Source organism: Nocardioides silvaticus (assembly GCF_003160695.1).
GTDB lineage: Bacteria > Actinomycetota > Actinomycetes > Propionibacteriales > Nocardioidaceae > Nocardioides > Nocardioides silvaticus.
The window spans coordinates 46,530-58,376 of record NZ_QGDD01000009.1 but is presented as its reverse complement, the minus strand read 5'-3'; the positions used below and the strand labels follow the sequence as shown (position 1 = coordinate 58,376).

Annotated in this window: 14 protein-coding genes and 1 pseudogene; 3 read left to right on the top strand and 12 right to left on the bottom strand. The window is 71.0% G+C overall.

What is annotated here, in order from left to right:
* Positions 1-38: 38 nt before the first annotated feature.
* From DJ010_RS17865 to DJ010_RS17835, 8 genes are all read right to left on the bottom strand, one after another.
* Complete coding sequence (locus tag DJ010_RS17865) at positions 39-1,004, bottom strand: helix-turn-helix transcriptional regulator (protein WP_158283057.1); 966 nt, start codon at positions 1,002-1,004, stop codon at positions 39-41.
* A 116-nt stretch (positions 1,005-1,120) separates the two neighbouring features.
* Positions 1,121-3,541: a penicillin acylase family protein gene (locus tag DJ010_RS17860; protein WP_245927666.1), complete on the bottom strand. Its 2,421-nt coding sequence runs from the start codon at positions 3,539-3,541 to the stop codon at positions 1,121-1,123.
* Between the two features lie 51 nt (positions 3,542-3,592).
* Positions 3,593-3,898 (bottom strand): GroES family chaperonin, encoded by a 306-nt coding sequence (locus DJ010_RS17855; RefSeq protein ID WP_109696613.1) that lies wholly within the window; start codon positions 3,896-3,898, stop codon positions 3,593-3,595.
* A 40-nt stretch (positions 3,899-3,938) separates the two neighbouring features.
* On the bottom strand, positions 3,939-4,187 hold the full coding sequence (locus DJ010_RS17850) for a DUF3618 domain-containing protein (RefSeq protein WP_109696279.1): 249 nt from the start codon (positions 4,185-4,187) through the stop codon (positions 3,939-3,941).
* Positions 4,184-4,972 (bottom strand): energy-coupling factor ABC transporter ATP-binding protein, encoded by a 789-nt coding sequence (locus DJ010_RS17845; RefSeq protein ID WP_109696277.1) that lies wholly within the window; start codon positions 4,970-4,972, stop codon positions 4,184-4,186. The genes DJ010_RS17850 and DJ010_RS17845 overlap by 4 nt, the downstream gene beginning before the upstream one ends.
* Positions 4,969-5,649: a cobalt ECF transporter T component CbiQ gene (gene cbiQ / locus DJ010_RS17840; protein ID WP_109696275.1), complete on the bottom strand. Its 681-nt coding sequence runs from the start codon at positions 5,647-5,649 to the stop codon at positions 4,969-4,971. The genes DJ010_RS17845 and cbiQ overlap by 4 nt, the downstream gene beginning before the upstream one ends.
* Before the next feature lie 3 nt (positions 5,650-5,652).
* On the bottom strand, positions 5,653-5,979 hold the full coding sequence (locus tag DJ010_RS22325) for a PDGLE domain-containing protein (protein ID WP_170124665.1): 327 nt from the start codon (positions 5,977-5,979) through the stop codon (positions 5,653-5,655).
* Positions 5,976-6,680 (bottom strand): energy-coupling factor ABC transporter permease, encoded by a 705-nt coding sequence (locus DJ010_RS17835; protein WP_170124664.1) that lies wholly within the window; start codon positions 6,678-6,680, stop codon positions 5,976-5,978. Before DJ010_RS17835 ends, DJ010_RS22325 begins: the two co-directional genes overlap by 4 nt.
* A 115-nt stretch (positions 6,681-6,795) precedes the next feature.
* On the opposite strand from DJ010_RS17835, the gene bcp reads away from it, so the two are divergent.
* Positions 6,796-7,275 (top strand): thioredoxin-dependent thiol peroxidase, encoded by a 480-nt coding sequence (bcp, locus tag DJ010_RS17830; RefSeq protein WP_109696273.1) that lies wholly within the window; start codon positions 6,796-6,798, stop codon positions 7,273-7,275.
* Between the two features lie 43 nt (positions 7,276-7,318).
* Positions 7,319-8,647 (top strand): hypothetical protein, encoded by a 1,329-nt coding sequence (locus DJ010_RS17825; RefSeq protein WP_109696271.1) that lies wholly within the window; start codon positions 7,319-7,321, stop codon positions 8,645-8,647.
* Positions 8,648-8,683: 36 nt separating this feature from the next.
* Here DJ010_RS17825 and DJ010_RS23050 read toward each other — a convergent pair.
* Positions 8,684-8,968 (bottom strand): annotated as a pseudogene (locus DJ010_RS23050) (AzlC family ABC transporter permease); the annotation flags it as partial.
* Positions 8,965-9,552, bottom strand: coding sequence for a CGNR zinc finger domain-containing protein (locus DJ010_RS17815; RefSeq protein ID WP_109696269.1), 588 nt, complete (start codon positions 9,550-9,552; stop codon positions 8,965-8,967). The gene DJ010_RS17815 and the pseudogene DJ010_RS23050, both read right to left, overlap by 4 nt.
* A gap of 96 nt (positions 9,553-9,648) precedes the next feature.
* Here DJ010_RS17815 and DJ010_RS17810 point away from each other — a divergent pair, with 96 nt between their 5' ends.
* Positions 9,649-10,920, top strand: a complete 1,272-nt coding sequence (locus tag DJ010_RS17810) for a TolB family protein (RefSeq protein ID WP_146207391.1) — start codon at positions 9,649-9,651, stop codon at positions 10,918-10,920.
* A 72-nt stretch (positions 10,921-10,992) separates the two neighbouring features.
* On the opposite strand, the gene DJ010_RS22135 is transcribed toward DJ010_RS17810, so the two are convergent.
* Both DJ010_RS22135 and DJ010_RS17805 read right to left on the bottom strand, forming a co-directional pair.
* The gene (locus DJ010_RS22135; RefSeq protein WP_158283056.1) at positions 10,993-11,142 is read right to left on the bottom strand and encodes a hypothetical protein; all 150 of its coding nucleotides are present in this window, start codon (positions 11,140-11,142) and stop codon (positions 10,993-10,995) included.
* 123 nt (positions 11,143-11,265) lie between these two features.
* On the bottom strand, positions 11,266-11,838 hold the full coding sequence (locus DJ010_RS17805; protein WP_211318864.1) for a hypothetical protein: 573 nt from the start codon (positions 11,836-11,838) through the stop codon (positions 11,266-11,268).
* Positions 11,839-11,847: the final 9 nt, after the last annotated feature.

Here is an 11,847-nt window from a genome sequence, read left to right as displayed (position 1 = left end):
ACCGCGCGAACCGGGCGGCGTACTTCGGGGTGGCGATGTCAGTCGCCCCCCTTCAGCTCGCGCAGCTCGGCGAGCAGCTCGGCCCGGATCTCCTCCGGCCCGAGGAGCACCACCCGTCGGCCGAGCTCGTAGAGGCGCTGCCGCAGCGCGGCGCGGTTGGTCACGACGTAGCGCATGGTGACCTGCCCGTCGACGACCTCCTCGGAGGCCGGCTCCCCCAGCCAGCGGCGTACGTCGGGCTGGTGGTCGATCGAGGTGCGGAGCGTGACCTCCGTCGGCGGGTCGATCTCCCAGCTCATCGGGTGCAGCTCGGGGTGCCGGGTCGGTCGCACCGGCCGGGCGGTGCGCGGCGGGTCGGCCGAGACGTCGCTCATCCGGGCGACGACGAACGCCTTGACGGGCGCGGGTTCGGTGTCACCGGCTGTGTCGTCGTGCTCCTCCTGGCCGCGCAGGTACCAGGTGCCGTTCTGCGAGCGCACCGACTCCGGGTGCACGACCCGCGGCACACCCTTGTAGGTGAACCGCAGCAGGCTGCCCATCCGCACCGCGCGGAGCACGGTGGCGAGCAGGGCGTCGTGGCCGGTGGTGGGGACGCCGGCCACGACGCCGGTCCGGTGGGTGGCGCGGGCGTCGCCAGCGGGGCCGCCCGGGTCGCCGAGGCCGAGCCGGACGACGAGGTCGTCCCGGTCGGCGAGGAGCACGGCGCGCTGCAACGCGCGCTGCTGCGGGGGCGTGAGCCGCACGCGGAGCCGGTTGTCGACGGTGCGCATCCGGTAGCGGGCCGGCTCGCCGGGGCCGGCGAGGTTGTCGATCTGCCAGCCCTGGTCGGTCAGCGAGCGGATGTCGCGCTTCAGCTGGTCCATCGACCGGTCGCCGTCGAAGCCGGCGATCTCGGCGAGCCGCTCACCGGTCTCCCCGACGACGCCGCGCTCGCGGAGGACGGCGGCTATCCGGACCAGCCGCTCCATCGGGGCACGCTGGTCCCGCCCCGGTGTGCTGGCCACGGTCATCACCTCCCCGAGTGCGCCGACGCCTGTCACGCATATTCTCCCTCGCGGCGATCCGGCTCGCGTGGGAATCGCCGGAGCCGCTTCCGGCGAAACCGTACCGCGCTACCCGATCAGGGAGCGCTCAGGCTGATCTCCTCCACCAGCTGCTGCTGGACCTGAGCCGGCGTCCACGGGAACTCGACCCACTGCTCCTGGGAGAACAGGGCGGTCTGGTCGGACGACCACGGCGAGGCGGGGTCCTCGTACTGGCTGTAGGTGAGGATCGTGTGCGGCTGCACGGTGCCGTCGGCGAGGTAGGACACGGCCTGGATGTGCGAGGACCCGTAGGTGATCGGCTTGTAGCGGTCGGAGTTGTCCTGCGGGGAGCGCGACGCCAGCGCGTTGGCGTTGCCGGCGAGGTCGCCCTCGCCGCCGCCGAGCGGCAGCGAGGGCGCACCTCTGTCCCCGGCCACCTGGAGGCTCCCCCAGGTCGCATCGAACCGCACGCCCCTGGCGCGCACGGCGTCGATGGCGGCCTGCATCGCGGCCACCACCTTCGGGCCGGTCTTCATCAGGCGCGGCGTGTTGAGCGGGTCGCGCGGCTGGAACGGGATCGACCACAGCCCGGTGCCGGTCGGGGCGCGGGTCACGAAGGCCTCGAACAGGTGTGTGCCCACCGATTCGACCTCGGAGCGCCCGTCCCAGGCCCGGAGCACGGCGCAGGCCGCGGTCTCACCGGTCTTGTTGCAGACCTGGTTGAGCTTGCCGCGGTCGCGCATCACCTCGGCGGCGCGCAACCGGTTCTCGTGCTGGTGACCGCGCAGCGTCTCCGGCGTCTCCTTCCCGACCTTCAGCCGGTCGACGACGTACTGCTGCACCATCCGGGTGCGCATCGTCCGCGCGCACTTCTCGCACCCGATGATGTCCGGGTAGCCCTCGAGCCGGATCTTGTCGTTCGGGGTCCAGAACGAGTCGTTGGCGTTCATCACCCAGGTGCGGGTGACGACGTCGGGCAGGTTGCGGTCGCCGAGGATGCCCGGCCGCTGCGCGTCGGGGTCGGTCCCCCACTTGCACGGGCCGTCGGCGAGGGTGCCGTTGAGGCCGGGCAGGCCGGCGACCAGCCGCAGCACCAGGCCGACCGGCGTCGCGCACTTCAGCGCCATCTGGTTGGTCACGTGCGGCACGACGCTGTGGTCGGCGTAGAGCGCGTCGCCGTTGCGGTCGGCAGCGGTGGTGTTGACCCAGGGCATGCCGCCGCCGGCGTCCTGGCGTCGCAGCAGGTCGCGCACGTCGGTCGCCTCGCCCATGGCGAGGAAGGTGTCGATCGTGCGCAGGTGCTCGGCGTTGGCGTCGCGGATCGCCCAGAAGCTCGCGGCGGTCCAGCCCATGAACATCGACGGGGAGTCGGTCACGTAGCCCTGCGGGGTCCGGTAGAGGTCCTCCTCCACCACGCCGATCGAGCCGTCGTCCTCCCGCACCTCGACCTCGACCACGCGGCGCTCGGCCTGCTTCACCAGACCGCTGGCGGTGAGGTACTTCGTGCCGGGGCCGGGGGTGAAGTACTCGTACGGCGTGAACCGGTACGCCGTCGACACGGTGTGGCTCCAGGCGACGTCCTTGTTCCAGCCGATGTTCACGGCCGGCGAGCCGATCAGGGAGGCACCGGCGACGTCGTACTCACCGGGGATGGTGAGGTGCTGCTGGGTGAACTTGTAGCGCCCCACCCACGGGAAGTGCGGGTTGCCCAGCAGCAGACCGCGGCCGGTCGAGCTGTCGGTGGCGCCGATCGCGGTGGCGTTGGAGCCGAAGTCGGTGTCGCGGCCCAGCGCCCTCAGCAGTGCGTCCCGGTCGACCTTCTTCGCATAGGTCCGGGCCTCCGAGCGCGTGGTCGGGAGCCCCGGCAGGCTCAGCGGCAGGCCGGGGTCGTCGAGGGTGGCGGGGTCGGCACCGACGATGTCGCTGAGGAAGACCGCGGAGGATGCCAGCAGGTTCGCGAGGTAGACGCCGTACCAGAGGTCGAGCGGCGTCGCGGTCGGGGCGATCCACGGGGCGTCGGCACAGGCGGGGTCGGTGATCGTGTTGTCGGTGAGCCACTTGTTGATGCCGGAGACGTAGCCCTCGACCATCTCCTTCGCGCGGTCGGACGGACCGGCCGGAGAGTCCAGCAGCTTCTCGACCACCTGGCGGTTGCGGAGGTCGGTGACGAACGCGTCCACCTCGAGGTTGGTGGCGTCGAGGCTGACCCGGTCGTCGTAGCGCCCGTCCGGACCGAGGTACTTCGACCGCTCGCCCCGCGCGGTCAGCAGGGTGTCGGCCAGCGTGCAGACCGACGCCGCGGCCGCCGCGTAACCGCTGCCGTAGCCGAGCGAGCCCCAGTCGTCGGCCACGACGTGCGGGATGCCGTGCTCGGTGATGCGCACGGTCGCGTCGTACGACGACGGCGCGGCCCGGTCGCTCACCGCGCCGCTCGCCGGCGGGCCGGCCTCGGCTTGCGCGGCGGCCGCGAACGGCAGGAGCAGGAGGGCAGCAACGACCGGTGTGACGCGTCTCACGAAGGGTGTAACGCGCCGCGCCCGGGTGGGTCACGCGACCTACAGGTACCGCTACAGGTAGAGACCCGCAGCCGCGCCGTCGTCGCCCAGCCGCCCGGCGGCGACCGCGTGCACGTCGCGCTCCCGCATCACCACGTAGACCTCGCCCGAGACCTCGACCTCGGCCTTGTCCTCGGGGTCGTAGAGGACCCGGTCACCGGCCTCGATGGCGCGGGCGTGCGGACCGACGGCGACGACCCGCGACCAGGCCAGCCGGCGGGCTCCCATCGCGGCCGTCGCCGGGATGACGATGCCGCCCGACGAGCGCCGCTCCCCCGCATCCGTGTCCGACTCGCACAGGATGCGGTCGTGGAGCATCTTGATCGGGGTCTTGTCGGACCCTGTGCTCACCGCAGCGTCATCGGGTGATCTTGCGGATCACGACCATCAGCGCGATCACGCCGACGACCGCCCCGGCCGTCTTCAGGATGTTGTCGGTGCGCGGCTCGCCCGTCGTGGCGTCGACGTAGTGCGCCTTCACCTGGGCGATCTCGCGGCCGACGATCGTCTTCGGGCTCGAGCGGTACAGGAGCTGGTCGATCGTGGTGGCGAGTCGCTCGCGCGCCTCTTCGATCTCGCGCTCGATGTCAGACGGGTGCTGGCTCACCGTGGCAGGTTATCAATGGGGTTCGTGGGCGGTGCGACCGTCCGGGGGTCGAAGCCGAAGGGCAGCTCGAGCCGGTGCGCCCGCATCAGCGCGTCGTCGGTCAGCAGCGCGTGGGTCGGGCCGTCCTCGGCCACCCGGCCGCCGCTGAGCACGAGCGCGCGGGGGCACAGTTCGAGCGCGTAGGGCAGGTCGTGGGTGACCATCAGCACCGTCACGTCCAGGCTGCGCAGGATGTCGGCGAGCTCGCGCCGCGAGGCGGGGTCGAGGTTGGACGAGGGCTCGTCGAGCACCAGGATCTCCGGCTCCATCGCCAGCACGGTCGCCACGGCGACCCGGCGGCGCTGGCCGAAGGACAGGTGGTGCGGCGGCCGGTCCGCATAGTCCGCCATCCCGACCAGGTCGAGCGCGTGCATCACCCGGCGCTCCAGCGCCTCGCCCTTGAGCCCGAGGTTGGCGGGCCCGAACGCGACGTCCTGGCGCACCGAGCCCATGAACAGCTGGTCGTCGGGGTCCTGGAAGACGATGCCGACGCGGCGTCGTACCTCCTTGAGGTTGGCCTTGGTCACGTCGAGGCCGCTGACCGTGACCGACCCGGTGCCGGTGCCACCTCCGCCGCAGCCGAGGATCCCGTTGAGGTGGAGGACGAGCGTGGTCTTGCCGGCGCCGTTGGGGCCGAGCAGCGCGACCCGCTCGCCGCGGTGGACGTGCAGGTCGACACCGTCGAGCGCGCGGTGGCCGTCGGGATAGCTGAACGTGAGCCCGCGGACGTCGAGGACGGGGGTCATCGCGGCAGCCTCCCGTCGTAGCCCCGCGAGAGCATCGCGAGGTGCACCCGCTCGCCGCGCTCGTAGGAGCGGACGAACAGCGCGCCGAGGGTCCGGGCGAGCGCCGGCCAGTGGCGCGGCGCCCGGGGGTCGACGCCGCGGCTACGCATGGCGGTGAGCATCCGGCCGAGGTCGGCGGTCACCACGTCGAGGTAGCGGATCATGAACGCCATGATCTGGACGATCAGGTCCGGCATCCGCAGCCGCTGCAGCCCGATCAGCACATCGGTCGGCTCGGTGGTGGCCGCCAGCGTCAGCGAGGCGAGCACGCCGAGGGTGCCCTTGACGAGGATCCCCCACGCGGCGAGCAGGCCGGACTCGGAGACCATGAGGTCGCCCCAGGGCAGGGGTACGGCGACCTGTGGGCCCTGCGCGATGAACGGGATCAGCACCGCGAACACCACGAACGGCACCTCGATCACCAGCCTGCGCAGCAGGAAGGGGATCGGCACCCGCGCGACCAGCACCACGACGAGCAGCGCCGCGAGGTAGCCGGCGTACGCGGCGAACCACTCGCGGGGGGTCGCGACGACGGCCAGCACGAACGCCAGCAGGCCGAGGATCTTCAGGTGCGCCGGAGCGCGGTGGACGGGGCTGTGCCCGTGGAAGTGCAGCCGGTGGCCGTGGCCAGCCCCCATCGGTCAGTCGCCGGTCTTGTCCGCGGGGTCGCGACGGCGGATCAGGAGGAACAGCCCGCCCCCGATCGCGAGCGTCAGCGCGACGCCGGCGACGCCGGCGAGCCCGCCGCTGAGCCGCTCGTCGTCCACGCCCTCGGTGCCGTAGTCGGCGAGCGGGCTGTCGATGCTCGGTCCGTCCTCGTCGGCGGTCTCGAGGAAGCCGGTCTTGCCGGCGACGTACTCCAGGCCGTCGGGGTGGCTGCTGGCGTAGTAGCTGGCCACGCCGGCGACCAGCAGCGCCACCACGAGCAGGACGGCGAAGACGCGGCGGTTCGACCGGGGCCTGCTCATGCCACGACCTCGCTGGTGGTGACGTCGGTTCTCTCGTCCGCGGCTCGGGCGGCGAGGGCTCGGCGCGCACCGTGCACCAGGTCCGGCCGCGAGGTGCAGATCGCGCTGACGACCAGCCCCGTGATCACGGCCTCGCCGATGCCGATCACCGTGTGCCACCCGAGCATCGCGGTGAGCACCTCGCCCATGTCGAGGTCCGCGTTGCCGCCGACGGCGAAGAGCCCGGTGAAGGTCGCCGCGGCGACCGGCACCGAGACCAGCGCGCCCATCGCGGCGGCGGCCGGCACCACCCCGAGCCGCCGGGGCAGCACGGCGCGGACGGCGAGGAAGACGGCGTAGCCGACGAAGACCCCGACCAGGCCCATCAGCGTGATGTTGGTGCCGAGGGCGGTCAGGCCGCCGTCGGCGAAGAACAGCGCTTGCACCAGGAGCACCACGCTGATGCAGAGCGTGGCCGTCCATGGTCCGACCAGCACCGCGGCCAGCGCCCCGCCGAGGAGGTGGCCGCTGGTGCCGGCTCCGACCGGGAAGTTGATCATCTGGCCGGCGAAGACGAACGCCGCCACGAGGCCCGCCAGCGGCGCCGTACGGTCGTCGAGCTCGTCGCGCGACTTGCGCAGCGCGACGGCGACGCCGGCAGCGGCGACGACGCCGGTCGCGATCGACGTCGGCGCGTCGAGGAATCCGTCAGGCACGTGCATCGGTGGGCTCCGGTCTGGGGCGATGGGGTTGGATGGTGCAGAAGCACAACGCGTCAGCCACCTTATTGCAAAGCAATTGCAATAGCGATCGCAGGTCAGAACCAGGAGAGCCAGAGTGCCCGACAGCCGTCTCGCCGCCGGCGACCCCGCCCCCGACTTCACCCTCGCCTCCGACACGGGCAGGCAGGTCAACCTCTACGCGCTGCTCGAGGACGGCCGGAAGGTGATCGTCTACTTCTACCCAGCCGCCATGACCCCGGGCTGCACGACGCAGGCCTGCGACTTCACCGACTCCCTCGACGCCCTCCAGGCGGCCGGCTACACGGTGGTCGGCATCTCCAAGGACGACCCGGCCAAGCTGGCGAAGTTCCGCGAGCGCGACGGCCTGACGATCTCGCTGCTGTCCGACCCCGAGCTCACGGTCCACCGCGCGTATGGGACTTACGGCGAGAAGAAGCTGTACGGCAAACTCGTGGAGGGCGTGATCCGGTCGACGTTCGTCGTCGGGGCGGACGGCAAGATCGAGGTGGCGCAGTACAACGTGAAGGCGACGGGCCACGTCGCCAAGCTGCGCCGGGAGCTGGACGTCGCCTGACCGGGGCACCGGCGACGACGAGAAGAGCGACGGAGGGACATTGATGGAGCTGCACGAGAGTCTCGCCCAGCTGGCGCGGGACCACGGCGAGTCGCTCTTCGCCGAGGCCGACGCGTTCCGCGGGGCGCTCGACGACTACCTCGACGAGGGCAGCGCGTCGACCGGCACCATCAACCTGCTGACCGACGCCGTCCGCTTGGGCGCGTTGCAGTCCATGGTGACGATGCTCGACAGCGGCGCCGGGGTCGAGGACGCCGTCGAGTCGGCGGGCCAGCGGCTCTCCCGCGACCGCGGCAGCGCCGACGTCGCCGGGTCCCAGTGGGCGTGCGCCGTCCTCGGCTACGCACTCGGCAAGGTGCCGGTGGAGCTCGCGACCCGGCTCCGCCCCGACGCCCTCACCGCGGAGACGCCGCACGGCGAGCCGGGTGGCTCCACCGCGCCGCGGCCGGCCGTGTCGCCGGACGCCCACCTGAGCGAGCCCACCAACATCGCCCGGCCCGAGGACCTGCCCGGCTACTCACCGGCCCAGCAGTGGCCCTCGCCGACCAGCGCGCCGCCGAGCGCGCAGGCTCCGGCGACGCCGCCGCAGCCCACGCAGCTGCCGGGTCAGCCCGGCCAGCCCTCCCACCAGCCGTTGCAGCACCAGCCGCAGCAGCCGCAGCAGCCGCAGTACGCCGCGGCGCCGTCGTACTCCCCGGGCGGGGGGTCGGGCTACGGCCCGCCGCCGCAGAAGAAGTCCTCCAACGGCCTGCTGATCGGAGCCATCGCCGGCATGGTGGCGCTCGGCGTGATCGCGATCGTGCTCATCATCGCGCTGTCCGGGGGTGACGACGACAAGTCGGCCGACGACCAGTCGTCGACCACGTCGCAGACCAGCGACACCGTCGAGACCAGCGACACCGTCACCACCGACCCGGCGCTGACGCTGCAGGGCAACGGCTACAGCTACCAGTTCCCCAACGACGACTGGAAGGACCTGACGGCCGACACCCCCGACACGACGGGGACGATCGACACGATCGCGGCGCCCGGCGACTCCCTCACCACCGCCCGCGGCAACATCCTCGTCGAGTCGTCCTCCGCGTTCGGCGTCACCGACCCGGCCGAGATCGCCGAGGACTGGAAGCGCCTGCTGACCTCCTCGACCGGCGCCACCCCCACCGACATCGGGACCCGCGACATCGGCGGCAAGACGGCGATCGGCGTCGAGCTGAAGTGGACCAACGACAACGACTTCGACGTCCACCAGATCGCCTACCTGGTGATCTCGGGCGAGGACCAGTACTCGATCACCGCGAGCTTCCGGCAGGGCGACTCCGGCTTCAAGGACACCTACGACGGCGTCCTCGACACCTGGGTGTGGGAGGAGTAGGACCTCCGCCGGACTCAGAGGAGCCGGACGCCGGCTGCTGCCGTCGAGGCTGTCGTTGAGGGCGATCCCCATGACCAGGTAGCGCATGTTGATCAGCACCGCGGACGCGACGGCCGCGAGGGCGCTGCCCGTGTGCAGGGTCGCCAGCAGCGAGAACTGCGCCGACCCCGAGAAGCCCACCGCTGAGAACGTCAGCGGCGCTGCGATCCCCCATCCCGCCGCCGCGGCCGCCGCGCCGAACGAGATCCCGAGGGTCAGGGTGGCCGCCGCGGGGCCGATCGCCTTGCGGGCGCCGTCGGCGAAGTCCGCGCGGAAGGTCACTGCTGCTCCGCCGTCCGGCGGGCGTAGTGGCGCCGGGCCCGGTCGCGGTTGCCGCAGTCGGCCGAGCTGCACCACACCCGCGAGGCGTTCTTCGTCCGGTCGAGGAAGAGCCACCCGCAGTCGTCCGCTCGACACTGCCGCAGCCGGCGCGCGTCCTCGCGCTCGAGCAGCGCCCACGCGGCCAGCGCGAGCTCGTCGTACACGCTCGTCGCGGTGAGCTCGACCGGCATCAAAGAGACGACCTGCGCCCTGCCCACCGCGTCCAGCAGCAGGCGCCGGCAGGCCGCCACGTCAGCGGCCGCCGGCTCGGCTCCGGTTGCGAGCGGCTGGACGACGCGGTGGACGCGCTCGCGCAGCCGTCGCACCTCGGCGACGGTCCGCTCGGTCACAGCTGCGTGGTGGAGCCCGACGAAGTCGGCCCAGCGCGCCAGCGCTGCGGCGTCGGACAGGCGGTCGACGGTTCGGTGGGGGTCGGGCCGCCAGGAGACGGTGTTGACCAGGTCGAGCGCGAGGTGGCCGCCGATCGCCTCGGTCCAGCCGCCGTCCGCGAACCGGAGGACCTGCTTCCGCTCGGTGGTGGCCATCCGACTACGCTAACAGGCTAAATGCGTTTGACAAGTTAGGCGGGGGTCATAGGCTTCCCGAACCGTTTGAGCGTTTCTTGAGCGCGGACAGCGACGGTGGTGCGTGGACATCGTCATCGAGCGGAAGGCATCACCATGGCATTGCGAAATCACGTTGTCTGCGGGACAGCAGCCGGGCTGCTTGCAATAGCCGCCAGCTCGGTCGTCCCGCCCTCGCCCGCGACCGCGACACCGCCCGGCGCCGAAGGGCTCGTCGCCTACGTCGCGCCCAACCCCGATCACGCCAACAGCCTGGAGATCTACACCGTCGCCCCGGACGGGACGTCCCGCACGAACCTCACCAACAATCCTGCGCGCGACCAGGACCCGGCCTGGTCGCCTGACGGCACGCGACTAGCCTTCTCCAGCACCCGCGACGGAGCGCACCTGGACATCTGGGTCGTCAACGCCGACGGCTCGGGCCTGACCAACCTGACGCCGTTGGCAGACAGCACCGAGTCCGGCCAGGCAGGCGTCGAGCCGACCTGGTCGCCGGACGGCACCAAGATCGCCTACTCCTACCAAGGCGACGTCTGGGTCATGGACGCCACCACTGGCGCCGGCAAGCAGAACCTCACCCACGATCCCGCGCTCCCCGCAGCCGGCCACAGCCCAGCCTGGTCCCCGGCCAGCGACACCATCGCCTATGTGCGAGGCGGGGACATCTGGGTGATGAGCGCCAGCGGAGACAACAAGCGACAACTGACGGCGACGACCGGCGCCCTCTCGACCGAGAAGACCCCGGACTGGTCCCCTGACGGGCTGCGCCTGGTCTACGACCGCAACGGCCAGATCTGGACCATGAACAGCGACGGAACCCAGCAGACCGCGATCGCCGCCGGACCGGACCAGGGCGGTACCGCCCCGGCCTGGTCGCCTGAGGGCGACTGGATCGTCTTCTCCTCCAGCGGCTACACCGCCCCCAACGGTCCAGATCTCTTCCTAGCGCGCCCCGACGGCACCAGCGTCCGGCAACTGCCTGACAACGGGCCGGGCTCCGACGCAGCCCCGGCATGGCAGCCGCTGCCGTCCAACGCCGCGTCCTCGACCTACACGACGCTCAGAGCCACGGTGAGGAAGAAGCGGATCACCCTCAAAGGTGAGCTCTTCAATGCCAACCCCCAGCAGTTGATGCAGGTCGACCTCCAGCGCCACAACGGCGCCGCTTTCCGGCTGGTGCGCCGCACGACCCCCACTCTCACTGCATTCGGCGACTACTCCGCTGCCTTCGCCAATCCCGCCAAGACAACGAGGTGCAGGATCGTCGCGCGCTACGCCGGGGACGCCGACAGCCTCCCCACGACAAAGAAGCTCACTTTCGCCTGCTGAAGGTGTTCGTCCTCCGCACGGCCTGGCACGACCGCTTCTCGGCAAGGTCGCGCCCGACGGCGGCATGAACACTCAGTCAGTCTGAGGACTGCTCCTGCGTGCTTCCTCGTGCGCGGCGAGTGATCCGGCCTTCACAGCTGCAAACACGACGAAGTACAAAGTGCCGAAGAAGGCGAGGGTGAGGAGTATGGCGAGTGCCAGCAACTCGATTGCCGAGAACATCAGGCAAGTCTGGCAGGTCGAACATCGAGGACGTCCCTCGTGCGCCCAGGGTGCAGCAGTAGCGTGCGCGGTTCACGGCGACGGGTCGATCTCATGTACGAAGAAGCGTTCGCCCCGACAGCCTTAGCCTGGTTGTTCGACCCAAGGCACGATCCGGTCCGGCAGCGGCACGTCTCCTCGGACAGACTCGCCGCCGATGCGCAGCAAGTCGCCGTCGCGCAGTTGCGCGGCATCACGGCCGTTGTCGAACAGGATGGCCTCTACTTCGCCATCCCATACAACATCGCTTGCTCTCCGACCGTGGACCAAGAGGGTGCCCACCTCCGCGACCCACTCGGCCGAACTGCATTCGAAGATGAGGGCGGACATGGTGCGCGGGTCCGGCATCCCCGGCACGGGCTCCCAGCCGTCCCAGTCAACCGGGTCGTTCTGCGCCGGGTAGATGTTGGTGAGCGGTGCCGCCGAGCCGTCGCAATGCACTAGATCACTGACATTGATGAACCGGTTGTCGTCCCGGACAACTGCCCGCACGTGATCGAACAGGTCAGGATCGCTGCTTAGGACGATCACGCTACGAGGCACGACCGCAGGCACAGCTGGACTCGCGCGCTGCTCGGCAGTCAGGCGCGGGGCGCCAGTAGCTTTCGCGTCCTGCATGAGGATTGAAGTCGCTGCAGCATGGTGCTTCCCAGCCATAGGGTCTAA

Bases quoted from the DNA above. Each gene is read 5' to 3' on its own strand.
- DJ010_RS17805 (WP_211318864.1), bottom strand. From the start codon at position 11,838: ATGGCTGGGAAGCACCATGCTGCAGCGACTTCAATCCTCATGCAGGAC.
- cbiQ (WP_109696275.1), bottom strand. From the start codon at position 5,649: ATGGGGGCTGGCCACGGCCACCGGCTGCACTTCCACGGGCACAGCCCC.
- DJ010_RS17835 (WP_170124664.1), bottom strand. From the start codon at position 6,680: ATGCACGTGCCTGACGGATTCCTCGACGCGCCGACGTCGATCGCGACC.
- DJ010_RS17815 (WP_109696269.1), bottom strand. From the start codon at position 9,552: ATGGCCACCACCGAGCGGAAGCAGGTCCTCCGGTTCGCGGACGGCGGC.
- DJ010_RS17825 (WP_109696271.1), top strand. From the start codon at position 7,319: ATGGAGCTGCACGAGAGTCTCGCCCAGCTGGCGCGGGACCACGGCGAG.
- DJ010_RS22325 (WP_170124665.1), bottom strand. From the start codon at position 5,979: ATGAGCAGGCCCCGGTCGAACCGCCGCGTCTTCGCCGTCCTGCTCGTG.
- DJ010_RS22135 (WP_158283056.1), bottom strand. From the start codon at position 11,142: ATGTTCTCGGCAATCGAGTTGCTGGCACTCGCCATACTCCTCACCCTC.
- DJ010_RS17845 (WP_109696277.1), bottom strand. From the start codon at position 4,972: ATGACCCCCGTCCTCGACGTCCGCGGGCTCACGTTCAGCTATCCCGAC.
- DJ010_RS17855 (WP_109696613.1), bottom strand. From the start codon at position 3,898: ATGCTCCACGACCGCATCCTGTGCGAGTCGGACACGGATGCGGGGGAG.